This window comes from Stenotrophomonas sp. DDT-1 (assembly GCF_001580555.1).
Lineage (GTDB): Bacteria > Pseudomonadota > Gammaproteobacteria > Xanthomonadales > Xanthomonadaceae > Stenotrophomonas > Stenotrophomonas sepilia.
The window spans coordinates 20,483-46,771 of record NZ_LEKR01000037.1; the positions used below are offsets into that span (position 1 = coordinate 20,483).

Here is a 26,289-nt window from a genome sequence, read left to right on the forward strand (position 1 = left end):
GAATGCTCGCAGGATAGCCATACTGGTGACCACACGACGAGGAGAAGCGGGCACGATGGGCGAGATTCTGGTGCTGTATTACAGCCGGGGCGGTTCGGTGGCACGGCTGGCGCGCCAGATCGCGCGGGGCATCGGCGAAGTGCCGGGCATGACCGCGCGCCTGCGCACGGTGCCGCCGGTGGCCGCAGTGACCCAGACCGCGCAGCCGCCGGTACCCGACGATGGCGCCCCCTATGTAAGCGTGCAGGACCTGGTCGAATGCCAGGGCCTGCTGCTCGGCAGTCCGACCCGCTTCGGCAACATGGCCGCGCCGGTGAAGCATTTCCTGGATGGGCTGGGCGCCGAATGGGTCAATGGCACCCTCTCCGGCAAGCCGGCCGGCGTGTTCACGTCCACCGCATCCATGCATGGCGGGCAGGAATCGACCCTGCTGTCGATGCAGGTGCCGCTGCTGCACCATGGCTGCGTGATCGTCGGCATTCCGTTCACCGAACCGGCGCTGAGCCATACCACCAGTGGCGGCACACCCTATGGCGCCAGCCACGTCGCCGGTGCCGCCGACGACCCGCAGCCGACCGACGACGAAGCCGTGCTGGCGCGCGCGCTGGGGCGCCGGGTGGCCGGCATCGCGCAGCGGTTGGCCCGATGAGCGCCGCGCCGCGCACGGTCCTGCTGCTGGCCCTGATGGGGCTGGCCGCGCTGTTCGCCGGCTGGTTCATCAATGACAAGCACTGGCTGGCGACCCAACTGGTGTTCACCGCGCCGCCGCTGGCGCTGGCCATCGCCGTGCGCCTGGGCTGGCGCAAGGCCGGATTCTGGGCCTCGGTGCTGGCGCTGGGCTGGTTCAGCCACGGCGTGATGAGCGCCTGGAGCCACCCGGAAACGCGCTGGCTGGCGCTGATCGAGATCGCGCTGGCCCTGCTGGTGATCTTCAGCGCCAGCCTGCCCGGCCTGCGCGCCCGCTTCGGCAAGCAACGCTGACGCTGCGCCCGCTGGGCCGTATCATCTGCATTCCTGGCCCCGCGCCGCAGTACCTGTCCTGGTTTCGCGCATGCACATGATGGAAGAGCTCCTGGTCGTCACCACCGGTGGCACGATCGACAAGATCTACTTCGACGACAAGTCGGACTACCAGATCGGCGATCCGCAGATCGGCATGATCCTGCGCGAGCTGGGCGTGACGTTCCGCTTCAACGTGATTCCGATCCTGCGCAAGGATTCGCTGCACATCAACGATGAGGACCGCGAGCTGATCCGCGCCACCATCGCCGCGCAGCCGACCCGGCACGTCCTGGTGACCCACGGCACCGACTCGATGGTGCAGACCGGCAAGGTGCTGGCGACGATCCCGGACAAGACCATCGTGATGACCGGTGCACTGAGCCCGGCACGCTTCCGCGGCTCGGATGCCGAGTTCAACATCGGCTGTGCGATCGGTGCGGTGCAGTCGTTGCCGAGCGGCGTGTACATCGCGATGAACGGGCGGATCTTCGACCCGCAGCACGTGCGCAAGAACGTGGCCGCGAACCGCTTCGAGTCGGTCTGAGGAACCGCGTGCCGACCAAGCTCGGCACCTGCCAGAGCGCTGCCCTTGTAGTGCCGAGCCATGCTCGGCAACCGCGTGCCAGCGCGGCACAACGGTCCGCAGCCAGAGCAGCCGAGCATGGGCTCGGCCCTACAGAAGCAAGAACGCCCCGGCCGAAGCCAGGGCGTGCCCTTGGAGAGGGACTTGGGCTCAGTACTGGGCGTTGAGGGTCACGCCCGAGAAGGTGCTGTAGGCCTTCACCCGCACATACCACGTGCCAGCGGCAGGGCTGTTGATGGTGCAGGTCTCGCTGTTGCCACTCAGGTACGGACGGCAGGTGTAGCTGGTATCGGTCGGGGCACTGCCCTGGCGCACGTACAGGTCGGCATCGCCGCTGCCGCCACTGATCGTCACGCGCAGCTGGCTGCTACCGGCCGGAACGGCGACGGTGTAGTTCAGCTCGGCACCGGTCGCGGCGCCCAGGCCGGTCACCGGCACGTTGTTCTGCAGCACGTTGCCACCCGGGTTCGGGTTGCCACCGCCGTTGATCGCCGCATCCACGGCCGCGTTGGCGTCGACGATGCCGGCGCCGCAGCCACCCGAGCAGGCGCCCGGCAGCGGGCGTGCAGTGCTCTTGATGATGCTTTCGACCTGTGCCGGACTCAGTGCGCTCGGCGCCACCGACTGCATCAGCGCAACCACGCCGGCCACGTGCGGCGCCGCCATCGAGGTGCCGTTGTAGGACGCATAGGTGGCGCTGCCCGGCGTGGTGGTGCCGGTGTTGAGGGTGGACAGGATGCTCTGGCCCGGGCCGGAAATGTCGATGCCGGCACCGTAGTTGGAGAAGCTGGCACGCGCACCGGCCGAGGTCGTGGCCGCCACCGCGATCACGTTCGCGCAGTTGGCCGGCACCGACGAGGACACGTTGGTGTTGCTGTTGCCGGCGGCGACCACCACGGTGGTGCCACGGCTGACCGCGCCGTTGATGGCGTTCTGGTAGGTGGCCGAGCAGGTGCCGCCACCACCCAGCGACATGTTGATGACCTCGGCCGGGTTGGCGTTGGCCGGCACGCCACTGACGGTGCCGCCAGAGGCCCACACGATCGCGTCGGCGATGTCGGAGGTGTAACCGCCGCACTTGCCCAGCACGCGCACCGGGACGACCTTGGCATTGAACGCAGTACCGGCCACGCCGGTGCTGTTGTTGGTCACCGCCGCCACGGTGCCGGCGACGTGGGTACCGTGCCAGCTGGAGTTGGAGGCCGGGATGCCCGAGCCGCACTCGTTGGCGCCGTACCAGTCGCCCTCGTCATTCGGGTTGTTGTCGCGGCCACCGCCATCGCGCGCCATCGCGGCATCGCTGATGAAGTCATAGCCAGGCAGGATGTTGGCGTTGAGATCGGGATGGTTGGTGATGCCGGTATCGATCACGGCCACCACCACGCCGGTGCCGGTGGCCTTGTCCCAGGCCGGCCGCACGTTGATCGACGCGTTGGAGGTACCGAAGCCCCACTGCTCGCTGAAGCGGGTGTCATTCGGGGTCAGCGTCGCACGCATGATCTGGTCGACTTCGACGTATTCCACGTTCGGGTCGGCGGCGAGCTTGCGCATCAGCAGCTCGGATTCGGCCTGGTCAAGCGGGCGATCGGTCCTGACCAGGGTCGGGCCAACGGCCAGCTTGCGGACCTCCTGCAGGCCCAGCGCGCGGCCCTGGCTGCTGGCCAGGCCGGCGGCGGCAGTCTTCAGCGAAGAGGCCAGTGCGGTGGTGTTGGCCACCGGCGCACTGCCGTCGCGGTACTTCACGATGAAGCGCTGGTGCGTCGGCGCGGACTGCAGGCCGCTGAGCTGGACGTCACCGGCCAGCGCAGGCGTGGCCAGCAGCAGCGATGACAGAACGGACGCACCAAGGACCACCCACACTCGACGCACACGCGGTTGCGTTACCTGGGACATCAGTATTTCCCTTTCTTGTGGTGTGAATGCCGGAATCGGCAGAAGCACCGGCCCGAACCCTGGGCTGGCTTGCGTTGGCGAGGTTCGAAGTCCGATGAGTCAGCGGATCCCCCTAACGATCCGCCGTACATATGACGCTAATGGCCGAAACCGGACACCACAAGATTTTCAGCGTCTTTTCAGCAAGATGAAATGTTCGTTCTGAGACTTTTAGGGTCAAGGGTTTGTGAAGGTGAAGGAACTTTCTCGTGTCCTGCACAGACCTGACTGGGTCGTCACGTGTCCTGGAATGACTTTGCCGACATCGGCGTTCGGCCCCGGGCCCACAACGCAGAAAACCCGTCACGGGGACGGGCTTTCCGGAAGAGCAGCCGAGCGTCGGCTCGGCTCTACAGTTCAGCGTTGGGCGATCAGCCCAGCTTGACCAGCCAGTTGTGGCGGTCCGGCAGGCGGCCGTACTGGATATCGGTCAGTTCCTTGCGCAGCGACATGGTCACTTCGCCGGCCGGCGCGTTGATGTCGCCCACCGAGAAGCCCTCGCCCTTCAGCTGGCCGATCGGAGTGACCACCGCGGCGGTGCCACAGGCAAACACTTCGCTGATCGCACCGGAGGCGACGCCGTCCTTCCACTCGTCGATGCTGACCTTGCGCTCTTCGACCTTCATGCCACGGTCGCGGGCCAGCTGCAGGATGCTCTCGCGGGTGATGCCCTCGAGGATGCTGCCCGACAGTTCCGGGGTGACCAGCGTGCCGTCCTTGTAGACCAGGAACACGTTCATGCCGCCCAGTTCTTCCAGGTACTTGCCTTCGACCGGGTCGAGGAACAGTACCTGCGAGCAGCCCTGCGCCTGCGCCTTCTGCTGCGGGAGCAGCGAGGCGGCGTAGTTGCCACCGCACTTGGCGGCACCGGTGCCACCCTTGGCCGCACGCGCGTACTCGGTGGACAGCCAGATCGACACCGGGGCAACACCCTTGGCGAAGTACGGGCCGGCCGGGCTGGCGATGACGTAGTAGCCGGCCTTGTGCGCGCCGCGCACGCCGAGGAAGGCCTCATCGCCGATCATGAACGGGCGGAAATACAGGCTCGACTCATCGGCCGAAGGCACCCAGTCACTGTCGACGGCGATCAGCTGCTTCAGCGATTCGACGAAGATCTCCACCGGCAGTTCCGGCAACGCCAGGCGCTGCGCCGAACGCTGCAGGCGACGGCCGTTGGCATCCGGGCGGAAGGTCCAGATCGAACCGTCGGCATGACGGTAGGCCTTGATGCCTTCGAAGATTTCCTGGCCGTAATGCAGCACGGCGGCGGCCGGGTCCAGCTGCAGCGGGCCGTAGGCGCGCACGTTGGCATTGTGCCAGCCGGCATCCTTGTCCCAGCGCACTTCCACCATGTGATCGGTGAAGTGCAGGCCGAAGCCCGGCTTCTCCAGGATCTGGGCGCGCTCTTCAGCGCTGCGCGGGTGGTCCGAACGGGTGACGGCGAAGCTGGGGATGGACTGGGACACCGGAGGATTCCTGTTCTGGTTGCGGGTAGTGCCGGGCCCGCGTCACTGCGGGCCCTGGGTCAAAGCATGCCGGTCTCTAGCCGGGCCGCCTCGGACATCATGTGCTGGTTCCACGGCGGGTCGAACACCAGGTCGACGTCGGCCTCGGCCACTGTCGGGATCATTTCAAGCTTGCTGCGCACGTCGTCGACCAGGATCTCGCCCATGCCGCAGCCCGGAGCGGTCAGGGTCATCTTCACGTCGATCTCGCGCTTGCCCTCATCCAGGTGCTTGATCTCGACTTCATAGACCAGGCCCAGTTCCACGATGTTGACCGGAATTTCCGGATCGAAGCAGGTGCGCAGCTGCTGCCACACCAGCTGCTCCACCTGTTCATCGGTGGCGTCGGCCGGCAGCTCGAGCGGCGCCGGTGCCTCCTTGCCGATGGCATCGCCGTCCTTGCCGGCGATGCGGAACAGGTTGCCCTCGACGAACACCGAATAACTGCCGCCCAGCGCCTGGGTGATGTACCCATAGCTGCCGGCAGGCAGGGTCACGGTGTCGCCCTGCGGGACCATCACGGCCTCGCAATCGCGTTCGAAGTGGACAGGTTCGCTGCTACGGGAATACATGGGGACCGATATGGGGCCGTGGCCGAGGCCACGCAAGACGGCATTCTAGCCCAGCCGCCCCCGCACCGCCGGTGCACTGCGGCAAACCACAGTATCCTGTGGGTGATCTTCTGGGAGCTTCGATGTCCTCCAATGCCGCGCGTGCCAGGACCGTGACCTGGCTCTGGCCCCTCATGCTGCTGCTGGGCCTGTTTGTCGCTCCCCTCGCCTGGATGGTCCTGGCGCTGATGACCGGCCGGCAGGTCGGCTGGATGGCGGTGCTGGCCGCCCTGGAACTGGTGTTCATGCTGCGCCTGGGCACGCTGGGCCCAGGCCGGCTGCGCGTCGCCCTGGTCGTGCTCGGCACCCTGCTGGTGGCCGCCGTGGCCAACTGGGCCATCGCCAGCGCCTGGATGGGCGGCTCGATCGGCCTGGACCTGTGGGACGCCACGATGCGGATGGGCCCGCACCTGGCCTGGACCCTGATCACCCTCGCCAATGGCGCAATGGAATGGCTGTGGCTGGCCCTGGGCGTGGCCGTGGGCGCCTGGCTGGCGCGCTGACCGCGCAGATTCACGTCACGCGTGGATGAGGGTAGCGCCGGGCCATGCCCGGCGAGCGCAGCGGTCCGCACGAAACGCCGCCGGGCATGGCCCGGCGCTACCGGTACGGCCTCAATGCCCGCCGTCGAGCGCCTTCAGCTCGCTCACCAGCGAGGCCGCCGCTTCGGCGCCGTCGCCATAGAGCATGCGGGTGTTGTCGGCGTAGAACAGCGCATTCTCGATGCCGGCAAAACCGGTGCCCTTGCCACGCTTGATCACCACCACGTTGCGCGCGTTGACCACGTCCAGCACCGGCATGCCGTAGATCGGGCTGGCCGGGTCGGTCCGCGCCACCGGATTGACCACGTCGTTGGCACCGATCACCAGCACCACGTCGGTATTGGCGAATTCGGGGTTGATGTCGTCCATGTCGGCGATCAGGTCGTAGGGCACGCCGGCCTCGGCCAGCAGCACGTTCATGTGCCCGGGCATGCGCCCGGCCACCGGGTGGATCGCGAACTTCACTTTCACGCCACGCTGGCCCAGCCGCTGCGCCAGTTCCCATATCTTGTGCTGGGCCTGCGCCACCGCCATGCCGTAGCCGGGCACGATCACCACGCGCTCGGCAAAGGCCATCATCGCCGCGACGTCCGACGCTTCGATGGGCTTCTGCGCACCGGTGATCGCCTGTGCCTCGCCTCCGGCACCGCCGCCGAAGTTGGAGAACAGCACGTTGCGGATCGGCCGGTTCATCGCCTTGGCCATCAACCGGGTCAGCAGGATGCCGGCCGCGCCGACCATCATGCCGGCGATGATCAGCGCCTCATTGCCCAGCACATAACCTTCGAAGGACACCGCCAGGCCGGTGAATGCGTTGTACAGCGAGATCACCACCGGCATGTCGGCGCCACCGATCGGCAACGTCATCAGCACGCCCAGTACCAGCGCCAGCACGAAGAAAGCGACGATTGCCGAGGTGTTGAGCGTGCTGGCCGCGATGATCGCCAGCACCGCCACCGCCAGTGCCACCAGCAGGTTCATCACCTGCTGGCCGGGCCAGGTCACGCGCTTGTCCAGGCGTCCGTCCAGTTTGGCCCAGGCGATCACCGAACCGGACAGCGAGACCGCACCGATCGCCGCGCCGACCACCGCCAGCAGCAGCACCATGCCGGAGGGCTGGCGCGCGGCCAGGTCGGCCAGCGCCTGCTCGCTCCAATGGCGGGTATCGCGGTTGGCAAGGAAGGCATAGCGCAGCAGTTCCACCGCACCGATCGCCGCCGCCGAGCCACCGCCCATGCCGTTGTACAACGCGACCATCTGCGGCATGTCGGTGATAGCCACCTTGCCGGCCGACCACCAGGCCAGGCCCGCGCCCAGCAGCAGTGCGACCAGGATCAGCGGCACGTTGTGCAGTTCAGGCAGGAAGAACGTCGCCACCGTGGCCAGCAGCATGCCCAGCCCGGCCCAGCGGATGCCGCTGCGCGCGGTCAGCGGCGAAGCCATGCGCTGCAGACCCAGCAGGAACAGCGTGGCGGCGACGAGGTAGCTGGCCTTGACCAGCCAGTCGAGCAGTTCGACGGTGCTGATGTTCAAGCCTGTGGCTCCTTCGGTTCGTCCCTGCCGCCCTTGGGCGCGCTCGGCTTGAACATCTCCAGCATGCGCGCGGTGACCACGTAGCCACCGGCGGCATTGCCGGAACCGAGTACTACGGCAAGGAAGCCCAGCGCCTTTTCCAGCGGCGTCTGCGCGTGCCCCAGCACCACCATCGCGCCGATCAGCACGATGCCGTGGATGAAGTTGGAACCCGACATCAGCGGGGTATGCAGGATCACCGGCACCCGCGAAATGATCACGTGGCCGGCAATGGCCGCCAGCATGAAGATGTACAGCGCCACGAACCCGTCACTCACTGGCAACGCTCCCGCTCTGTCTTCGTCGGCCCATCATAACCACGGGCTGAACCCGGCGCGCACCCGGCGTCAACCGCGGCGACGCTCACGCGTTGTCGATGGTGAGCCCGAGCGAGGAACCGTACCCTGTGCTGGTGAGCAGCCCCGTCCCCCCGAGCGCCGACACCGATGCCCTGCCGGCATCGCTGGAAGCGTTCCTGGCCAGCGTCGGCCCGCGCGCGTTCCGTTTCGCCGAGGCCGGCCTGCGCCAGCGCGAAGACGCCATGGACGCGGTGCAGGACGCGCTGATGCGCATGCTGGACTACGCCGACAAGCCGGCGGCCGAATGGGCGCCCCTGTTCTGGAGCATCCTGCGCCGCCGCGTGATCGACCTGCAGCGCCGGCGCCGTTTCCGCCTGCCGTTCTGGCGCGACAACCAGGACGCCGACGGAGTCGGGATCGACTGGGCCGACCCCGGCCCGGACCCGGCGCAGGCGCACGAACAGCGCCAGCAGTACCAGCAACTGGTGCAGGCGCTGCGTACCCTGCCCGCACGCCAGCGCGAGGCCTTCACCCTGCGCGTGCTGCAGGACCTGGACGGGGCCACCACCGCCCGCGCCATGGGCTGCAGCGAAGGCGCGGTAAAAACCCATCTGGCACGCGCCCGGCAGGCGCTGCAGGACTACCTGGAGACCCACCCGTGAACCGCTCCCTGCCCTCCGATGACATGCTGCGCAACCTGCACGCGCAGTCGCTGCAGGCGCTGTCACCGGCCACGCTGGCACGGTTGCGCCAGGCGCGCCACGGCGCCAGCACGGCTCGTCACGGGCGCTGGCGCTGGTGGCTGGCCAGCGCCTGCTCTCTGGTGGTGGCGCTGGGGATCGGCCTGCAGTTCAGCGGCCACAGCCCCCTGTCGCCCGCCGTGCCGGCACCGGTGCTGGCCTCGGTGGAAGACAACAGCGCCCTGTACGACGAAAATCCCGATCTGTACCTGTGGCTGGGCGATACCGACCTGGCGATGGAGTGAACCATGTCCCGACTGCATACCCTGCCGCTGCTGTTGACCCTGTTGCTGCTGCCGGTCTTCCCGGTACTGGCGCAGAGCGCAGCGCCCGCGCCTGCTGCACGCCCTGCGCCGGGCGCCACGCTGCCTGCGTGGGAGCAGCTGAGCGAATCCCAGCGTGAGTCCCTGCTGGCGCCGCTGCGCGACCGCTGGAACAGCGCCGATGCCGGCCAGCGCCAGCGCATGCTCTCGCATGGCCAGCGCTGGCAATCGATGAGCCCGGAGGAACGCGACAAGGCCCGCCGCGGCCTGCGCCGCTTCGAGCACATGAGCCCGGAACAGCGTGAGCAGGCCCGGGCCCTGTTCGGTCAGATGCGGGATCTGCCGCCCGCGCAGCGCGACGCACTGCGCGAACGCTGGTCGCAGATGACGCCGGAGCAGCGCAAGGACTGGGTGCGGGAGAACCCGCCGCCGGCGAAGCCGCGGTAAAGGCAACGTTCAACCCTTTGTGGAGCCGAGCCCACGCTCTGCTGCTCCATCGCGCCTGCGCAAGCCGAGCATGGGCTCGGCTCTACAGGAGCCACATGAGGTTCACGCCTGCCAGCGTGTCTTCGCCAGCAGTTCGTCGTCCCAGTCGAACGCCAGCTGGCCCTCGCGCACGAACAGCGCGACGAAGTTCAGCAGATTGCGTGCATACATTTCGCTGGCCTGGGTCGCGCCGCGGCTGGCCAGGCCCAGCGGACCGTCGATGGTCACTCCCTGGTGTTCGATGCACTGCCCCGGCAGGGTCAGTGCACAGTTGCCGCCGCTCTCCGCTGCCAGATCAACAATGACGCTGCCGGTGGCCATGCCTTCCACCATCGCAGCGGTCACGATGGTCGGCGCCGGGCGGCCGGGTACCGCAGCCGTGCAGATCACCACGTCCACACTGCGCAGGTGGTCGGCCAGCCGACGCTGCTGCTCGGCGCGCTCGTCATCGGTCAGCGCCCGCGCATAGCCTCCCTCGCCCGCCGCGCTGACCCCGAGGTCGAGGAAGCGTGCACCCAGTGACTGGATCTGCTCGCGGGTTTCCGGGCGCACGTCGAAGCCTTCCACCTGTGCACCGAGGCGGCGCGCAGTGGCGATGGCCTGCAGGCCCGCCACGCCGGCACCGATCACCAGCACCTTGGCCGGCCGCACGGTGCCGGCCGCAGTGGTCAGCATCGGGAAGAAGCGCGGCGCGCGTTCGGCGGCGATCAGCGCCGCCTTGTAGCCGGCCATGCCGGCCTGCGAACTGAGTACATCCATCGCCTGCGCACGGGTGGTGCGCGGCAGCTGCTGCAGCGGGAACAGCTGCAGGCGACCATCGGCCGCCAGCGCGGCCAGCGCCGGATCGCTGGCCGGGGCCAGCAGGCCGACCACGCTGGCGCCGGGCTTGAGCTGTTCCAGCACCGCCGCAGGGGGGGCCTGCACGCACAGCAGGATATCGATCTCGGCCCAGCGGCCCGCGTCGAAGACGCGTGCACCGGCATCGTCATAGGCGGCGTCGGTGAAACCAGCGGCCAAACCCGCGCCCGCCTCATACCAGACGGCAATGCCCAAGGCCCCGAGCCTGCGCGCGGTCTCCGGCGTCAGTGCCACGCGCCGTTCGCCCGGCGCGGTCTCCTTCATACCCAGCAACGCCACGGCCATGCAGGTCCCCGCTGATCGGTGAGTTTCCCGATCCTAGCAGGCAGCCCCCGCTCAGTGCAGCGTGGCGCTGCCCGGGTCGAGGCGATCGATCACGCCCTGCATGGCGCTGTCGAAGGCGCCATCATCAACGTGGGCACGCAGGCGGCCCAGCCGCATCATCACCGCCAGCTCTTCCGGCGAGGCCACGCAGAAGCGCACGCCGCGACGGTTGACGAACAGCAGGCGCGAGGAAATCGGGCTGACCCAGGACAGCTTGCCCGCCTGCACCTTGCCATCCTTGTCGACGAAGTCCAGCCAGTTGCCGATTTCCATGCGGCGGAAGCGGTCGGCATCGGCGTTGTCGAAATCGTCGGCATCAATCTGCCCGCCAAGCTCAACCGCCGGCGATTCAGCCACTGGCGGCGCCGGCAAGGCAACCTGCGGCAGCTCCGGCAGCGCACGCTGCAGTTCCGGCCGCGATTCGGCGATGCCCTGCAGGGTGTCATGCAGGGCATCAATGGCGGCGGTGGCCGCATCGCCGTGCACGCCAACGCTGGCAAACACCTTGGCCAGCACCGGCTGCCAGGCCTGCAGCCACGGCTTGCCGACGATCTGGCGGCGGGCCTCGGCCACTTCCTCAAGCAGGCCATCGCCAAGGCTCAATGCCTCGGCCACCGACGCGCCTTCTTCTCCCTCGCGCAGCAGCGCCAGGGTCAGATGATGCTGCCACGGCTGGCGCAGAAACTCGGCAATGGCCGGCGGCAGCGTGGCGTCACCGATGCGGCGGTCCAGTTCCGCACCGGCCCGGCTGCGGGCCATTTCCAGCTTTTCCTGGCCGCGCTGCGTTTCTGCGGCACGGCGCTCGGCGATTTCCACGCGGCGACGATGCTGCACCAGGAACTCGCGGAATTCCTCTTCCAGGGTCAGGAAGATCGCCAGGTTCTCGTTGAACTCGGCCACCAGGCGCTCGATGATCTCTTCGACCTTGGCCATCAGCATGCGCTCGGCCTGGCTCTCGCCGGTGTTGCCCTCGCAGGCCTCGGCCAGCGAGTTGAGCAGCTTGCGCGCCGGGTGGGTCTTCTGCACGAACATGCGGCGGTCGAGCATGGCGACCTTGACGAAAGGCACCACCAGGCGGCCGATCAGTTCGCGCGAGCGGCCTTCCAGTTCACGCTCGTCCAGCATCACGTCGAACAGCATGCCGACCAGGTCGATGGCATCCTCATCCTGCGGGTCCAGCCGGGTCTGGCCCGGATCGACGCCAAGCTGGGTGGCGCTGGACAGCACTTCGCTCTTCAGGCGCTGCGCCAGCGATTCGCCGTCCTCGCCGATGGCCGCGCGCAGGGTGGCGCTGGGCGTGGCCTGCAGCAGCGACAGCACCGACATCATTTCGCGCTGGCTGAGCGGGCGCTGCTGGCCAACCGCCACCTGTGCCGCAGACGTGGCGTCCTCACGCACATGACGGGTCTGCTGCAGCAGTTCGTGCAGCGCTTCCAGCAGCATGCCCTGCTGGCCAGCGTAGGCCTCGCCGGTGGCGCCGTCATCGCCGCCCAGGTGCTGCTGCATATGCCCGCGGCGCTCGGACCAGCGGGCGGCGAAGCGCTGCGCCCAGGCCGGTGCGGCCTGCTCGTCATCGCTGAACCCCGGATCGACGCCCGCGCCGTGGCGATGCTCGACCAGGTCATCCAGCATCCCGGCCATGCGCGGATCCGGTGCCGGTGGTTGTGGGCGCTGCGGAGCCCCCATCTGCGACATCACGCCGGCTGCGGCCAGCTGCTCGTCCAGCTTCTCGTAGATGCGACCGACCGGTGCACGCAGGTCGCGCTCGCACAGCTTGATCAGCACCAGATGCACTTCCGGGGCCAGTTCACAGCCGGCAAAGGCTTCGTGGATGGCCACGCCCAGGTGTTCGGGGCTGATCGGATTGTGGTCGGCGTCCAGTTCCGCGCCGCCGATCAACCGGCCCAGGCGGCGATCCAGCCGCGCCAGCACCGGCTTGAAGTCACGCAGCAACACAGTGGCGAAATTGCGCACCGCCAACCGTGACTCCAGCACATGCTCGGCCAGCAGGCTGAGCCCATCCTCGGCCGGCCCGGACAGGGTTGCCTCGGCTGACAGCGGCTCACCAGCCTCCAATGCGGCCCAGGCCTGCTGCAGGTGGCCTGCGAAAGCAGCCGCGATGTCCTCACGGCGCCGGCGCAGTTCGCGCATCGCGTCCAGGAACAGCAACTGCGACGAGCCGGCATTGCCGGCGCGGTCGAACAGGGCATCGTCGAAGCGCGCCAGTGCCGCCCCGAAGGCCTGGCACAGCGCGGGCAGGACCATGTCCCGGGCACGCTGGAGCTGGGCCGGGTCACGGCCCGGCGATCCCATCGGTGTGGGCACGCTCATCATTCGGGAAGGCTCCCCACCTTCTCTGGTACGACAGACAGCATGGACATCGCGGCTTCCGGCACACCCCATGTACCGGAACGTCGATGGTAGGCCGGCCAGCCCGTCACGGACAGTGAAACAGTCCTCACTTCAAACCTCATGACCGGCGGCCCGGCAAGACAGATATCGTAAGCCGTGCAAGGCCCACGAGGCGAGGGGAAGCGGCTGTCCGTTTCCCGCCAGTGGCATGATGTTCATCACAGTTTGGTATTCAAGGGCCGGACGCGACACAAACGGCGTCATTGACCACCCCGACTATAATCAAACGCCCGTGATGACCGGTTCAGCCTCCATGCCCGACCCTGCCGCCCTGCTCGCCCTGGATGCCCGCCGCTCGGTGCCCTCGCGGCAACTGGGCGAGCCCGGGCCGGACCCGGCCACCCTGCAGCGGATGCTGGCCTCGGCGGTGCGCGTGCCCGACCACGGCAAGCGTGTGCCGTTCCGCTTCCTGAAAATCGCAGGCGATGCACGTCACACTCTGGGCGAGTTCCTGGCTGAACGCAGCCGCCAGCGCGACCCACATGCGGGCGAGGCCGTGTTCGAGAAGGACCGCCAGCGTTTCAGCCACGCACCGCTGGTGATCGTGGTGGTGGCCAGCCCGCGGCCGGACCCGAAGGTGCCCGAACAGGAACAGCTGATGACCGCCGGCTGCGTCTGTTTCGCCCTGCTGCAGGCCGCGCAGGCGCTGGGTTTCGGCGCGCAGTGGCTGACCGCCTGGATGGCCTTCGATCCGGCCGTGCAGGCCCACCTGGGCCTGGTCGACGGCGAACGCATCGCCGGCTTCATCCACATCGGTACGCCCAAGGCCGACGTACCCGAGCGCGAGCGCCCCGACCCGGCGGCCCTGCTGCGCGACTGGACGCCCCCAGCATGACCCTGCCGGCCGCCCCGCCGTCGCTGTACCTGGTTGATGCCAGCATCTACGTGTTCCGTGCCTGGCATTCACTGCCAGACCAGTTCCAGGACGCACAGGGCTGGCCCACCAATGCGGTGCACGGCTTCGCACGCTTCCTGCTGGACCTGCTCGAGCGCGAGCGCCCGCGGCACATCGCCATCGCCTTCGACGAAGCGCTCGACAGCGGTTTCCGCCACCGGCTGTATCCGGCCTACAAGGCCAACCGCGAGCCGGCACCGGAGGCGCTCAAACGCCAGTTCGTGCACTGCAAGGCGCTGTGCGCGGCACTGGGCCTTGCGGTCCTGGCCCACCACGAATACGAGGCCGACGACCTGATCGGCAGTGCCCTGCACGTACACCGGGGCAGCCATCGCGGGGTGATCATCTCCGCCGACAAGGACCTGTCGCAGCTGCTGGTCGACCATGACGAGCAGTGGGACTACGCCCGCAACCAGCGCTGGAACGTGGCCGGGGTGAAGGCGCGGCACGGCGTGCACGCGCACCAGATCGCCGACTACCTGGCGCTGTGTGGCGATGCGGTGGACAACATTCCCGGTGTCAGTGGTGTCGGCAGCAAGTCCGCCGCCGTGCTGCTGGCCCATTTCGGCAGCTTGGATGCGCTGTACGAACGCCTGGACGAAGTGCCGTTCCTGCGCCTGCGCGGTGCCGCCCAGATGGCGGTGCGCCTGCGCGAGCAGCGCGAGCACGCCCTGCTCTGGCGCCAGCTGACCACCATCGCGCTGGACGCGCCGCTGGAAGGCAGCCAACCCGGCCTGCTGCGCCAGACCGCCGACCCCGAGCTGCTCGGCGGCCTGTGCCAGACCCTGCGCTTCGGCCCGATGACCCGCCGCCGGCTGTTCGATGCCGCCGGCGTACCCGATATTCTTCCCACCCACAGCGAGCCCGCATGAGCCAGCGCAACACCGAAGCCCCGCGCGTCGTCTACGAAGGCAAGTACCAGCGCATGCTGGTGCGCGGTACCTGGGAATACAGCGAACGCACCCATGCCGGTGGCCTGGCCGCGATCATCATCGCCGTCACCCCGGAGGACAAGGTGCTGTTCGTCGAACAGTTCCGTGTACCGCTGCAGGCGCCCACCATCGAAATGCCGGCCGGCCTGGTCGGCGACATCCACGCCGGCGAATCGATCGAAGTCTCGGCGGTGCGTGAACTGGAAGAAGAAACAGGTTGGACCGCCGATCACGCCGAAGTGCTGATGATCGGCCCGACGTCTTCCGGCGCCAGCAGCGAGAAGATCGCCTTTGTGCGCGCCACCGGCCTGCGCCGCATCGGCGAAGGGGGCGGTGATGACAGCGAGGACATCACCGTGCACGAGATTCCACGCAATGAGGCTGCAGCGTGGCTGGTGCAGAAGATGGGCGAAGGCTACGAGCTGGACGCCAAGCTCTGGGCCGGGCTGTGGATGATCGAGCACCACCTGGACGGGCGCCCGCGTGGCTGACGCGGACCTGCACAGGCTGCCTGCGTTGCTCGGCGCCGACGACCCGGCGATCTACACGATCCACCGGGCGCAGGGCGTCTCGCCCTACCTCCTGCTGGCCGACCACGCCGGCCAGCAGGTGCCGCGTGCGCTGAGCGGGCTCGGCCTGCCCCAGGCCGAGCTGGACCGCCATATCGGCTGGGACATCGGCATCGCCGGCACCACCCGTGCACTGGCCGAACGGCTCGATGCCTGGGCGATCGAACAGACGTACTCGCGGCTGCTGATCGACTGCAACCGCCCACTGGCCTCACCGACGCTGATTCCGGAGGTGAGCGACCACACCGTCGTGCCGGGCAATGCCGGGCTGTCGGCGGCGCAGCGACAGCAGCGCATCGATGCGATCCACGCGCCGTACCATGCACGCATCGAGACCGAGCTTGATGCGCGCCGTGATGCCGGCCAGCCCACCCTGCTGGTGATGATGCACAGCTTCACCCCCGTGATGAACGGCACGCAGCGGCCCTGGCACGTCGGCGTGCTGTACCACCAGGACATGCGTTTTGCCCATGCACTGCTGCAGGCATTGCGCGACGAAGGCGACCTGGTGGTGGGGGACAACGAACCGTATTCGGTCAGCAGTACCAGCGACTACGCGGTGCCGGTGCATGGCGAAGGTCGCGGGCTGGTGCACGTGGAACTGGAGATCCGCCAGGACCTCATTGCCGATATGGCAGGGCAGCAGGCGTGGGCCGAGCGGTTGGCGCGGATCTTCAGCGCGCTGCAACCGGAGTTGCTGGCGCTGGGTTGAACGCGCGTGCATCCATGCCGAACCGGTAGTGCCGGCCGCTGGCCGGCACATCCTTCCACGGCAACCCCTTCAATCATGCCTCGTTGGCCGGGCAGACGGCACCGGCCGATTCGGCCGGTGCCGGGCGCAGGCCCAGCGCGATCACCACGCCGAACAGTGAAAACAAGGCGGCACCGTATTCGGCGCGCACCAGCCCGGCCAGTGCACTCGGCGAACCGGCTGCACCCGCATCGGCATTGGCCACCATCACCAGCACCGCCAGGCCCAGCGCACCACCGATCTGCTGCGCGGTCGCCGCCATGCCAGATGCAACACCCTGCTGTGCGGACGGCACGCCCTGCCCGGCCACGATCCACATCGAGGTCCAGGTCATGCCCTGGCCGATGCTCAGCACTGCCACGCCCGGCAGCAGCGGCCAGAAGTTCGCGCCGTGCGGCAGCGTCGCGGCCACCCAGGCGATACCGATGGCGCCGGCCAGCTGCCCGACCACCAGCACCTTGCGCGCGCTCCAGCGCTGCAGCGTCCACTCGGCCAGCTGGATGCCGACCGTGCACACCGCGGTGGCGGGCAGGAATGCCAGGCCGGCCTGCAGCGGGCTCCAGCCGTAGCCGTCCTGGAAGTACAGCGCCATGAAGTAGTACTGCACCCCATAGCTGCTCATGAAGGCGAAGGTCAGGCCCAGTGCCGCGCGCAGTCCGGGCAGCCGCAGCAACGCGAACTGCATCAGCGGATCGCGGCTGCGCTGTTCGATCTGCACGAACGCCACCAGCAGCAGCACCGACAGCAGCAGGCAGCCCAGCGTGGCCGGCGCAGTCCAGCCCCAATCCGGCCCTTGCACGAGGGTAGTGACCAGCAGGCTGCCGCCGGCAGTGACGGTGATGCAGCCGGCGAGATCGAAGGAGCGGCCCTGCGCACGCGGGCCATCGGCCGGCAACCACGCACCCGCAGCCACCGCGCAGGTGGTGGCCAGCGGCACGATCACCGCCAGCACCGCCGGCCAGCCGAACGCCTGGGTCAGCACGCCACCGAGCAGCGTGCCCAGCGCCAGGCCCACCGCGCTGGCCATGCTCCAGATCGCAAGTGCACGGTTGCGCACCGGACCTTCCGCATACAACGTGTTGATCAGCGCCAGCGTGGCCGGGAACAGCAATGCCGCGCCGATGCCCTGCGCCGCACGCGCGATGATCAGCAGGGTGGCGTTCGGCGCCAGCGCGCCGAGCAGCGATGCCAGTGCGAACAGCAGCATGCCCAGCCGGTAGAAGCGGCGGCGGCCGATCAGGTCGGCGGCACGGCCCCCCAGCAGCAGGCTGCCGCCGAAGGCCACGGTGTAGGCACTGACCACCCATTGCAGCTGCTGTGCGTTGATCTCCAGCGCGCGCCCCATGTCATGCAGGGCGACGAAGATGATGGTGGCGTCCAGGGCGATGATCAGCTGGGCGGTGGCCAGCAGGGCCAGCGCCCAGCGCGGGTACTTGAGGGGAGGCATCGACGGTCCGGTGCTGTGGGGGAGCGCAGTCTCATTGATGCAGAGCTATCAATAAACCCCTTTCCGGCCATATCTGTCATGATTTTCAGCATGAATGGAACCTCGATGGACCTCAATGCCGTGCGCATGCTGGTGCAGGTGGCCGAAGCACGCAGTTTCACCGTCGCCGCCGGGCAGCTGGGCCTGAGCCAGTCAGGCCTGTCGCGCGCGATCAGTCGGCTGGAGGCCACGCTGGGGGTGAAGCTGCTGCAGCGAAACACCCGCAACGTGGCACTGACCCCGGATGGTCGCCAGTTCGTCGATCAGGTCGCGCCCCTGCTGTGCGGTCTCGAGGATGCCGAACGCCAGTTGGCCGACCGTCCGTGCACGCCCTCGGGCACCCTGAAGATCAGTGCGCCCTCGATGTTCGGGCGCAAGGTGCTGGTACCGCTGCTGGGGCCGATGCTGCAGCAGCACCCGCAACTGCAGGTGGAAGCCGTGCTCAACGACCGTCTGGTCGATCTGGTCGAGGAAGGTTTCGATGCCGCGCTGCGCACCGGCGTCATCGCCGACCAGCGCATCGTCGCGCGGCCACTGCGGCCGCTGCGCTGGGTGACGGTGGCCAGCCCGGACTACCTCGACCGCTGTGGCGCGCCCGACGATGTGGCCGCCTTGCGGGATCATGCCTGCCTGGCGGTGCGCAACCTGCGCAGTGGCCGGCTGGTGGACTGGCAGTTCCTGCAGGACGGCCAGCTTCACGACTTCACGCCACCGACGCGGATGGTGTTCGACAGCGGCGATCCGCTGGTGGAAGCGGCGATCGCCGGCATCGGCATCGTGCAGGTGATGGATTTCGCGGTGGCCGACGCCTTGGCCGACGGCCGCCTGCTGCGCGTGCTGCAGCCGTTTGAAGGCCGCAGCCGCGCGCTGTCACTGATCTACCCACCGTCGCGCCAGCATTCGCCGAAGCTGCAGGTACTGGCCGACGCGTTGCTGGCTGGGGACTGGTAGCGCCGGCCGCTGGCCGGCGCCTGCGCAAATCCAGACGTTTCACGTGTGGACTGCGGTAGATCCACGCCATGCGTGGAGGGGGTTGGCAGCGTCGGGCCATGCCCGGCGCCAACGGTGCGGCGTTGCCGGCCAGCGGCCGGCACTACCGATCAGGCGAAGCTATCGGTGGCGCGCACCAGCGCATCCACGTTCTCGGCCTCGAACGCCGAGTGGCCCGAGGCCGGGGTGATTTCCAGCTTCGCCTTCGGCCACACCTTGGTCAGGTCCCAGGCGTTGGCCAGCGGGCAGACCACGTCGTAGCGGCCGTGCACGATCACGCCCGGGATGTCGGCGATGCGGTGCGCGTCGCGCAGCAGCTGGTCTTCCACCTCGAAGAAACCGCCGTTGACGAAGTAGTGGTTCTCGATGCGGGCAAACGCCAGCGCGAAATGCGGGTCTTCGTGGCTGTTGATGAAGTCATCGTCCACGTGCAGGAAGCTGGTCGCCCCTTCCCATACCGCCCACGCCTTGGCCGCTTCAAGGCGGGTGGTTTCGTCGTCGCTGGTCAGGCGGCGGTGGAAGGCCGAGATCAGGTCATGACGCTCCACCGACGGAATCGGCTTGAGGTAGTGCTCCCATGCATCCGGGAACAGGCGGTTGGCGCCTTCCTGATAGAACCATTCCAGCTCCCAGCGACGCAGCATGAAGATGCCGCGCAGGACCAGCTCGGTCACGCGCTGCGGGTGGGTTTCGGCATAGGCCAGTGCCAGGGTCGAACCCCAGCTGCCACCGAACACCTGCCAGCGATCGACCTTGAGGTGCTCGCGCAGCTTTTCGATATCGGCAACGAGGTCCCAGGTGGTGTTGTCCACCAGATCCGCGTGCGGCGTGGAACGGCCGGCACCGCGCTGGTCGAACAGGATGATGCGGTACTTGGAGGGGTCGTGGAACTGGCGCATCTTGTCGCTGCAGCCGCCGCCCGGGCCACCGTGCAGCATCACCACCGGCTTGCCGTCCGGGTTGCCGCACTGTTCAAAGTACAGCGTGTGGCGGTCGTCGACCTTCAGGGTGCCGACGTCGTAGGGGGTGATGGCGGGGTACAGCGTACGCATGCTTGCAGCTCCAGGGTGATGCCCTGCCGGGGCAGGAGAACCTCCATTCTAGGCCGGACGCCGGCCCAGGGTGATGCGGTCGCGCTGCTCCAGGTCCTGCACGGTCTGCACCTCGGCAAATCCCGTCGCCTCGAACAGTGCCCGGATCGCGGCGCCCTGGTCCCAACCGTGCTCGATCAGCAACCAACCGCCGGGCCGCAGGTGGGCCTGGCCACCCTCGACGATGCGGCGGATGTCATCCAGGCCGTCCATGCCCGAGGCCAGCGCGGTAGACGGTTCGAAGCGCAGGTCGCCCTGTTCCAGATGCGGGTCATCGCTGGCGATGTAGGGTGGATTGCTGGCAATCAGGTCGAAGCGTGCCCCCCGTAGCGGCGCATACCAGTCGTGCCCGCCCTCGGCGAAACGCACGTTGCGCAGTTCATGGCGGGCGGCATTGCGCGCGGCCACGGCCAACGCGCCCGGGCTGGCATCGGTGGCCAGCACCTGTGCCCGGGGCCGTTCGCTGGCCAGTGCCAGTGCGATCGCACCGCTGCCGGTACCGAGGTCGGCCAGCTGCAACGCCTGGTCCGGCGGCAGTCGCTCCAGCGCCAACTCGACCAGCAGCTCGGTTTCCGGGCGCGGGATCAGCGTGGCCGGGTCGACCTCCAGGTCCAGCGTCCAGAAACCGCGGCGCCCGGTCAGGTAGGCAACCGGCTCACCGGCCACACGGCGGGCCAGCAAGGCTTCGAAGGCGGCCTGGTCATTGGCGGCCAGCGGATCGGTGGCATGGGCGAACAGCCAGCTGCGCGGGCGGTCCAGTACATGCAGCAGCAGAAGTTCGGCTTCGTGGCGGGCGTCGACACCGCCCAAGCGGGCACTGGCGTCGGCTACGACCTGACGCAGAGTGGGTTCGGGTTGGAAAGACATGTCTCAATTGTAGAGCCGAGCCGATGCTCGGCTGCTGCTGGAACAGCCGAGCATCGGCTCGGCTCTACAGATCCACCGTCGAGCATGGCTCGACGCTACAAAAAAGCTGGAATCCGTTCAGGTTTCGCCAGAGGGTATAAGGAGGGGCTATCAGCCCTCTTCACACATCCCGGGCGATTTTCCTTGCCACACAAGCAGTTACAGGATGGGAGCGGCATGGTTCAGTGCTGGCTCATGGCCTTTTGATAGACTACATCTATCGAATAGATGCAATCAATGGATTGTTCTTATCGCCAGCGAGTCGGTAACCTAGCTCCTGTCGATTCACCCACTCCCCTTCACCAGAGGAAAAATGATGTCCCTCATCAACACCCAGATCCAGCCGTTCGAAGCCAACGCTTACCACAATGGCGAGTTCATCAAGGTTTCCGACAACAGCCTGAAGGGCCAGTGGTCCGTCCTGATCTTCATGCCGGCCGCCTTCACCTTCAACTGCCCGACCGAGATCGAAGACGCAGCCGACCACTACGCCGAGTTCAAGAAGGCCGGCGCCGAGGTCTACATCGTCACCACCGACACCCACTTCTCGCACAAGGTGTGGCACGAAACCTCGCCGGCCGTCGGCAAGGCCCAGTTCCCGCTGGTCGGCGACCCGACCCACCAGCTGACCAACGCCTTCGGCGTGCACATTCCGGAAGAAGGCCTGGCCCTGCGCGGCACCTTCATCATCAACCCGGAAGGCGTGATCAAGACCCTGGAGATCCACTCCAACGAGATCGCCCGTGACGTGTCCGAGACCCTGCGCAAGCTGAAGGCTGCCCAGTTCACCGCCGCCAACCCGAACCAAGTCTGCCCGGCCAAGTGGAAGGAAGGCGAGAAGACCCTGACCCCGTCGCTGGACCTGGTCGGCAAGATCTAAAGCATTACCGGCCTGCCGTGGCCCCACGCCACGACGCGCCTTCATCCCCGTGCCGGTCCCCCCGCCGGCGTGGGGGTGAACCCAAGACAGCCAACGCGCGCCAGCTTTGGCCAGCCAGCCCCTTCCACGGTCGCTGTCTTGGGTTCACCCCTACCCCCTGCTGGTCCGCTACCTTCTACAGCGGTGCCACGCCCCCTGTTTGCCTGAAGCCAGGAGATGACCCGATGTTGGACGCCAACCTGCAGTCGCAGCTGAAGACCTATCTGGAGCGCGTGACCCGCCCGATCCAGATCACCGCGCACGCCGACGACGGCGCCAAGTCGCAGGAAATGCTGGAACTGCTGCAGACCCTGGAAAGCCTGTCGGACAAGATCTCGCTGCAGGTCCTGCGCGATGGCCAGGGCCGCGTGCCGTCCTTCGACCTGGGCACGCCGGGCCAGGACATCCACCTGACCTTCGCCGGCCTGCCGATGGGCCACGAGTTCACCTCGCTGGTGCTCGCCCTGCTGCAGGTCGGCGGCCACCCGTCCAAGGCCACCGCCGAGCTGATCGAGCAGGTGCAGAACCTGGAAGGCGAGTACAGGTTCGAAACCTACTTCTCGCTGTCCTGCCAGAACTGCCCGGACGTGGTGCAGGCGCTGAACCTGGCCGCGGTGCTCAACCCGCGCATCCAGCACGTGGCCATCGATGGCGCCCTGTTCCAGGACGAAGTCGAGAAGCGCGAGATCATGTCGGTGCCGACCGTGTACCTCAACGGTGAAGTGTTCGACCAGGGCCGCATGACCCTGGAGCAGATCGTGGCCAAGCTGGACACCAATGCCAGCAAGCGCGATGCCGAGAAGATCGCCGCCAAGGATGCTTTCGACGTACTGGTGGTCGGTGGTGGCCCGGCTGGCGCCGCAGCGGCGATCTACGCCGCACGCAAGGGCATCCGCACCGGCATCGCCGCCGAGCGTTTCGGTGGCCAGGTGCTGGACACCATGGCGATCGAGAACTTCATCTCGGTGAAGGAGACCGAAGGCCCGAAGCTGGCCACGGCGCTGGAGCAGCATGTGCGCGAGTACGAGGTGGACATCATGAACCTGCAGCGCGCCAGTGCGCTGGTGCCGGCCGGCGAAGACGGCCTGGTGCAGGTGCAGCTGGAAAACGGCGCGGTACTGAAGTCGCGTTCGGTGATCCTGTCCACCGGCGCGCGCTGGCGGCAGATGAACGTGCCGGGCGAGGACCAGTACCGCAACAAGGGCGTGGCCTACTGCCCGCACTGCGATGGTCCACTGTTCAAGGGCAAGCGCGTGGCGGTGATCGGCGGCGGCAACTCCGGTGTGGAAGCGGCCATCGACCTGGCCGGCATCGTGTCGCATGTAACCCTGCTGGAGTTCGATTCCAGCCTGCGTGCCGACGAAGTGCTGCAGAAGAAGCTGCGCAGCCTGGGCAACGTCACCGTGCTGACCAGCGCACAGACCACCGAAGTGCTCGGCGACGGCAGCAAGGTCACCGGCCTGGTCTACAAGGACCGCATCGGCGGCGATGCCCACCGCGTCGAGCTGGAAGGCATCTTCGTGCAGATCGGCCTGCTGCCCAACACCGAGTGGCTGAAGGATGTGGTGGCGCTGTCGCCGCGTGGCGAGATCGTCATCGATGACCGCGGCCAGACCAACCTGCCGGGTGTGTTTGCTGCTGGCGATTGCACGACGGTGCCCTACAAGCAGATCATCATCGCCATGGGCGCCGGTTCCACCGCCGCACTGAGCGCGTTCGACCACCTGATCCGCTCGTCGGTGAGCAACAGCAGCGGTGCCGTTGCTGAAGCGGCCTGATCCACCGTTCCCAGATCACCGGGAACATTGTCTGCCTGTCGGGTAACCACGCCGTCAGCCGGTCCGTTACCCCTGGGGTGTAAGGATGAACCTACGTGATCTGAAGTACCTGGTAGCCCTGGCCGACCACAAGCATTTCGGCCGGGCTGCCGCGTCCTGCTTTGTCAGCCAGCCGACGTTGTCCACGCAGATCCGCAAGCTGGAGGAAGAGCTCGGCCTGCCCCTGGTGGAACGCGCACCGCGCAAGGTGATGCTGACCCCGGCGGGCCAGGAAGCAGCAGCACGGGCGCGGGTGATCGTGTCCGAAGTGGAACAGCTGAAGGAAGCGGCGCGACGCAGCCGCGATCCGGAAGCCGGCACGGTGCGCCTGGGAATCTTCCCGACCCTCGGCCCGTACCTGCTGCCGCATGTGATCCCGCGCATCCGCGAGCGCTTCCCGGAGCTGGAACTGCTGCTGGTCGAGGAAAAGAGCGATGTGCTGCTGGACCGCCTGCGCGAAGGCAAGCTCGACGCTGCATTGCTGGCGCTGCCGGTGATCGACGACCAGCTGCATGCCGAGTTCCTGTTCGAGGAACCGTTCCTGCTGGCCGTCTCCGGTCGCCACCCGCTGGCTCGTCGCGAGCACCTGGACGTGCAGGAACTGGCGACGCAGAAGCTGCTGCTGCTGGAGGACGGCCATTGCCTGCGCGACCAGGCGCTGGAAGTCTGCCGCCTGTTCGGCGCCAACGAGAAGTCCGAGTTCCGCGCCACCAGCCTGGAAACGCTGCGGCAGATGGTCGCCGCCGACGTCGGCATCACCCTGCTGCCGAGCCTGTCGGTGCAGCCGCCAGTGCCGCGCTCGAACAACATCCGCCTGCTCGACTTCACCGGCGAAGGCCGTCCCAGCCGCCGCATCGCCATGATCTGGCGCCGCAGCTCGGCCATGAACGACTTCCTGATGGACCTGGCCGACCAGTTCAAGCGTCTGCCGCAGGCGCTGTTCACGCTGGAGGCGCTCGATGCCGGCAGCGATGCACCGGCCCTGCCCGGCCCCGCGCTGAACGGCTGAGCCCCCGCCGTACCGGCCTGGAGTCGGCAGGAGTCGATTCCGGCCGCATTTGTCCCCACAATACAGACAGGCGGCGCCAGCAGGTGCCGCCTTTTGCATGGCTTTCAACCAAGGAGCGTCACCATGAACACCGCCAGCGGCCTGCCGCCGTCGATCACCGTTTCTACCTTCGACATGGACCGCCTGGACGCCATGCTCGAATCTCCCGCGCTGAGCCAGACGCCTGTCGCGCTCGCGCTTGCTGAAGAACTCAACCGGGCCACCGTGCTGGCACCGGACCAGATTCCCGAAGGCATCGTCATGATGCATTCGCGCGTGGAGTGCGAAGATGAAGTGTCGGGCGAAAAGCACGTCCTGACCCTGGTCTTCCCCCGCGAAGCCAACGTCGATGAAGGCAGGGTTTCCGTGCTGGCCCCGGTCGGCAGTGCCCTGCTCGGCCTTTCGATCGGCCAGAGCATCGACTGGACCGCGCCCGGCGGCCGCAAGCTGCGCCTGCGCGTGACCGCGGTCCACAACGACCGCCCCTGATTACCGCTGCGCACCGCGCGCGATTCGATCCCCCTGTCCCAGGAGCCGTAATGAGTACCCCGTCCAAACTGTCCCAGCTGCGCGAACTGTCCGTGGTTGTTGCCGATACCGGTGACTACGAGGCGATCAAGCGCCTGCAGCCGGTAGACTGCACCACCAACCCGACCCTGGTGAAGAAGGCGCTGGACCTGCCGGTCTACGCCGAGCTGATCGAACGCGAACTGGCCTGGGGCCGCCAGCAGACGGGCGACCGCGAAGCCGTGGTGCACGCCGTGGCCGACCGCCTGACCATCGGCGTCGGCGCGCTGCTGAGCACGCTGGTGCCGGGCCGGGTGTCCACCGAGGTGGATGCCGACCTGGCTCACGACACCGCTGCCACCGTGGCCAAGGCCCGCCAGTTCATCCAGATGTACGCCGATGCCGGCGTGCCGCGCGAGAAGATCCTGATCAAGATCGCCGCGACCTGGGAAGGCGTCGAAGCCGCGCGCATCCTGCAGGCCGAGGGTATCGACTGCAACCTGACCCTGATCTTCAACCCGACCCAGGCGCTGGCCTGCAGCGAAGCCGGGGCGTTCCTGATCTCGCCGTTCGTCGGCCGCATCCTGGACTGGTACGTGGCCAACGGCCAGGCCCCGGCCACCATCGATGAAGACCCGGGCGTGAAGTTCGTGCGCGGCGTGTATGCCGAATTCAAGCGTCGCGGTTCGCCGACGGTGGTGATGGGCGCCTCGTTCCGTTCGACCGCGCAGATCGAAGCACTGGCCGGCTGCGACCGCCTGACGATTTCGCCGGACCTGCTGGAGAAGCTGGACGCCGACCACGGCGAGCTGCCGCGCAAGCTGGTGGCCGGCGCCGCCGATGGCACGGCGGTGACGCCGATCGATGCGGCCAAGTTCGCGGCGGACCTGGCGGCCGATCCGATGGCCACCGAGAAGCTGGCGACCGGCATCGATGCGTTTGCCAAGGATCTGGAAGCGCTGCGCGAGCGGATCCGCGCGGCACTGTGAGGATTCCGGCCAACGGCTGAGCCCCTCGTGGCGGGGGGCTCAGAGCAAAAGCCGTGCTGGGTCGGGCGGGTTGGGTTTGCGGGAGACGCCGTGAATCCATCCCTGGAAGCTTGGCCGCCGCATCCATGCGGCGGACTGATCTGGCCCCCCGTCAGCGGACGCCAAGAAGCGATACTTTGATCGCACTTGGAGGTCCCTTATGTCCCGTATCACCCGTCGTAGCTACACCGATGAGTTCAAGCACCAAGCCGTGGAGTTGG

Annotated in this window: 27 protein-coding genes; 17 read left to right on the forward strand and 10 right to left on the reverse strand. The window is 67.6% G+C overall.

The window, feature by feature from the left end; all coding sequences use genetic code 11:
• Positions 1–55: 55 nt before the first annotated feature.
• From wrbA to AB839_RS16005, 3 genes are all read left to right on the forward strand, one after another.
• Entirely contained in the window at positions 56–649 is a 594-nt protein-coding gene (wrbA, locus tag AB839_RS15995; RefSeq protein ID WP_049438254.1) for an NAD(P)H:quinone oxidoreductase, read from the forward strand.
• Positions 646–981, forward strand: a complete 336-nt coding sequence (locus AB839_RS16000) for a DUF2069 domain-containing protein (RefSeq protein WP_005415388.1) — start codon at positions 646–648, stop codon at positions 979–981. The genes wrbA and AB839_RS16000 overlap by 4 nt, the downstream gene beginning before the upstream one ends.
• 79 nt (positions 982–1,060) lie before the next feature.
• The gene (locus AB839_RS16005; protein WP_010481766.1) at positions 1,061–1,546 is read left to right on the forward strand and encodes an asparaginase domain-containing protein; all 486 of its coding nucleotides are present in this window, start codon (positions 1,061–1,063) and stop codon (positions 1,544–1,546) included.
• A gap of 189 nt (positions 1,547–1,735) precedes the next feature.
• Here the strand turns inward: AB839_RS16005 and AB839_RS16010 are convergent, their stop codons facing one another.
• The 3 genes from AB839_RS16010 to sufT form a co-directional block, all read right to left on the reverse strand.
• Positions 1,736–3,478 carry a S8 family peptidase gene (locus AB839_RS16010; protein ID WP_061480116.1) on the reverse strand — a complete coding sequence of 581 codons (1,743 nt, stop codon included), beginning with the start codon at positions 3,476–3,478 and terminating at the stop codon, positions 1,736–1,738.
• A 410-nt stretch (positions 3,479–3,888) separates the two neighbouring features.
• Positions 3,889–4,983, reverse strand: coding sequence for a branched-chain amino acid aminotransferase (locus tag AB839_RS16015; RefSeq protein ID WP_061480117.1), 1,095 nt, complete (start codon positions 4,981–4,983; stop codon positions 3,889–3,891).
• Positions 4,984–5,042: 59 nt separating this feature from the next.
• Positions 5,043–5,594, reverse strand: coding sequence for a putative Fe-S cluster assembly protein SufT (gene sufT, locus AB839_RS16020; protein WP_005415385.1), 552 nt, complete (start codon positions 5,592–5,594; stop codon positions 5,043–5,045).
• A gap of 122 nt (positions 5,595–5,716) precedes the next feature.
• On the opposite strand from sufT, the gene AB839_RS16025 reads away from it, so the two are divergent.
• Positions 5,717–6,136, forward strand: coding sequence for a hypothetical protein (locus AB839_RS16025; RefSeq protein ID WP_061480118.1), 420 nt, complete (start codon positions 5,717–5,719; stop codon positions 6,134–6,136).
• Positions 6,137–6,247: 111 nt separating this feature from the next.
• Here AB839_RS16025 and AB839_RS16030 read toward each other — a convergent pair whose 3' ends face one another.
• Positions 6,248–7,708 carry an NAD(P)(+) transhydrogenase (Re/Si-specific) subunit beta gene (locus tag AB839_RS16030; RefSeq protein ID WP_061480119.1) on the reverse strand — a complete coding sequence of 487 codons (1,461 nt, stop codon included), beginning with the start codon at positions 7,706–7,708 and terminating at the stop codon, positions 6,248–6,250.
• Positions 7,705–8,025 carry an NAD(P) transhydrogenase subunit alpha gene (locus AB839_RS16035; RefSeq protein ID WP_061480120.1) on the reverse strand — a complete coding sequence of 107 codons (321 nt, stop codon included), beginning with the start codon at positions 8,023–8,025 and terminating at the stop codon, positions 7,705–7,707. Before AB839_RS16035 ends, AB839_RS16030 begins: the two co-directional genes overlap by 4 nt.
• A 98-nt stretch (positions 8,026–8,123) precedes the next feature.
• Between AB839_RS16035 and AB839_RS16040 the strand changes: the two genes are divergently transcribed.
• From AB839_RS16040 to AB839_RS16050, 3 genes are read left to right on the forward strand one after another with little or no spacing between them, the layout of a single operon-like run.
• Positions 8,124–8,708 (forward strand): RNA polymerase sigma factor, encoded by a 585-nt coding sequence (locus AB839_RS16040; RefSeq protein ID WP_082783364.1) that lies wholly within the window; start codon positions 8,124–8,126, stop codon positions 8,706–8,708.
• Entirely contained in the window at positions 8,705–9,031 is a 327-nt protein-coding gene (locus AB839_RS16045; RefSeq protein WP_061480122.1) for a hypothetical protein, read from the forward strand. The genes AB839_RS16040 and AB839_RS16045 overlap by 4 nt, the downstream gene beginning before the upstream one ends.
• 3 nt (positions 9,032–9,034) lie before the next feature.
• Entirely contained in the window at positions 9,035–9,496 is a 462-nt protein-coding gene (locus AB839_RS16050) for a DUF3106 domain-containing protein (RefSeq protein ID WP_061480123.1), read from the forward strand.
• Between the two features lie 102 nt (positions 9,497–9,598).
• On the opposite strand, the gene AB839_RS16055 is transcribed toward AB839_RS16050, so the two are convergent.
• Together AB839_RS16055 and AB839_RS16060 are read right to left on the reverse strand one after the other, a co-directional pair.
• Positions 9,599–10,678, reverse strand: coding sequence for an NAD(P) transhydrogenase subunit alpha (locus AB839_RS16055; RefSeq protein ID WP_061480124.1), 1,080 nt, complete (start codon positions 10,676–10,678; stop codon positions 9,599–9,601).
• A gap of 51 nt (positions 10,679–10,729) precedes the next feature.
• On the reverse strand, positions 10,730–13,051 hold the full coding sequence (locus tag AB839_RS16060) for a DUF1631 domain-containing protein (RefSeq protein WP_032953949.1): 2,322 nt from the start codon (positions 13,049–13,051) through the stop codon (positions 10,730–10,732).
• Between the two features lie 331 nt (positions 13,052–13,382).
• Between AB839_RS16060 and AB839_RS16065 the strand changes: the two genes are divergently transcribed.
• From AB839_RS16065 to AB839_RS16080, 4 genes are read left to right on the forward strand one after another with little or no spacing between them, the layout of a single operon-like run.
• The gene (locus AB839_RS16065; protein ID WP_061480136.1) at positions 13,383–13,964 is read left to right on the forward strand and encodes a nitroreductase; all 582 of its coding nucleotides are present in this window, start codon (positions 13,383–13,385) and stop codon (positions 13,962–13,964) included.
• On the forward strand, positions 13,961–14,896 hold the full coding sequence (locus tag AB839_RS16070; RefSeq protein WP_061480125.1) for a 5'-3' exonuclease H3TH domain-containing protein: 936 nt from the start codon (positions 13,961–13,963) through the stop codon (positions 14,894–14,896). Before AB839_RS16065 ends, AB839_RS16070 begins: the two co-directional genes overlap by 4 nt.
• Positions 14,893–15,447: an NUDIX hydrolase gene (locus AB839_RS16075; protein WP_061480126.1), complete on the forward strand. Its 555-nt coding sequence runs from the start codon at positions 14,893–14,895 to the stop codon at positions 15,445–15,447. Before AB839_RS16070 ends, AB839_RS16075 begins: the two co-directional genes overlap by 4 nt.
• Positions 15,440–16,237: an N-formylglutamate amidohydrolase gene (locus tag AB839_RS16080; protein WP_061480127.1), complete on the forward strand. Its 798-nt coding sequence runs from the start codon at positions 15,440–15,442 to the stop codon at positions 16,235–16,237. The genes AB839_RS16075 and AB839_RS16080 overlap by 8 nt, the downstream gene beginning before the upstream one ends.
• Positions 16,238–16,310: 73 nt before the next feature.
• Here AB839_RS16080 and AB839_RS16085 read toward each other — a convergent pair whose 3' ends face one another.
• Complete coding sequence (locus AB839_RS16085) at positions 16,311–17,723, reverse strand: MFS transporter (RefSeq protein ID WP_061480128.1); 1,413 nt, start codon at positions 17,721–17,723, stop codon at positions 16,311–16,313.
• 105 nt (positions 17,724–17,828) lie between these two features.
• Here AB839_RS16085 and AB839_RS16090 point away from each other — a divergent pair, with 105 nt between their 5' ends.
• The gene (locus AB839_RS16090; RefSeq protein WP_061480129.1) at positions 17,829–18,713 is read left to right on the forward strand and encodes a LysR family transcriptional regulator; all 885 of its coding nucleotides are present in this window, start codon (positions 17,829–17,831) and stop codon (positions 18,711–18,713) included.
• A gap of 149 nt (positions 18,714–18,862) precedes the next feature.
• Here AB839_RS16090 and pip read toward each other — a convergent pair whose 3' ends face one another.
• Together pip and prmC are read right to left on the reverse strand one after the other, a co-directional pair.
• A complete protein-coding gene (gene pip, locus AB839_RS16095) occupies positions 18,863–19,804 on the reverse strand; it encodes a prolyl aminopeptidase (protein ID WP_014646006.1) in 942 nt (313 codons plus the stop codon).
• 48 nt (positions 19,805–19,852) lie between these two features.
• Positions 19,853–20,710, reverse strand: a complete 858-nt coding sequence (prmC, locus tag AB839_RS16100; RefSeq protein WP_061480130.1) for a peptide chain release factor N(5)-glutamine methyltransferase — start codon at positions 20,708–20,710, stop codon at positions 19,853–19,855.
• A gap of 355 nt (positions 20,711–21,065) precedes the next feature.
• Between prmC and ahpC the strand changes: the two genes are divergently transcribed.
• From ahpC to AB839_RS16125, 5 genes are all read left to right on the forward strand, one after another.
• On the forward strand, positions 21,066–21,629 hold the full coding sequence (gene ahpC, locus AB839_RS16105; protein ID WP_049436466.1) for an alkyl hydroperoxide reductase subunit C: 564 nt from the start codon (positions 21,066–21,068) through the stop codon (positions 21,627–21,629).
• Positions 21,630–21,853: 224 nt separating this feature from the next.
• Positions 21,854–23,446: an alkyl hydroperoxide reductase subunit F gene (gene ahpF, locus AB839_RS16110; RefSeq protein ID WP_061480131.1), complete on the forward strand. Its 1,593-nt coding sequence runs from the start codon at positions 21,854–21,856 to the stop codon at positions 23,444–23,446.
• 85 nt (positions 23,447–23,531) lie between these two features.
• Positions 23,532–24,494 carry a LysR substrate-binding domain-containing protein gene (locus AB839_RS16115; protein WP_049414506.1) on the forward strand — a complete coding sequence of 321 codons (963 nt, stop codon included), beginning with the start codon at positions 23,532–23,534 and terminating at the stop codon, positions 24,492–24,494.
• A 123-nt stretch (positions 24,495–24,617) separates the two neighbouring features.
• Positions 24,618–25,022 (forward strand): nucleoside diphosphate kinase regulator, encoded by a 405-nt coding sequence (gene rnk / locus AB839_RS16120; protein ID WP_061480132.1) that lies wholly within the window; start codon positions 24,618–24,620, stop codon positions 25,020–25,022.
• A gap of 50 nt (positions 25,023–25,072) precedes the next feature.
• Positions 25,073–26,029: a transaldolase gene (locus AB839_RS16125; protein WP_061480133.1), complete on the forward strand. Its 957-nt coding sequence runs from the start codon at positions 25,073–25,075 to the stop codon at positions 26,027–26,029.
• Positions 26,030–26,289 lie beyond the last annotated feature (260 nt).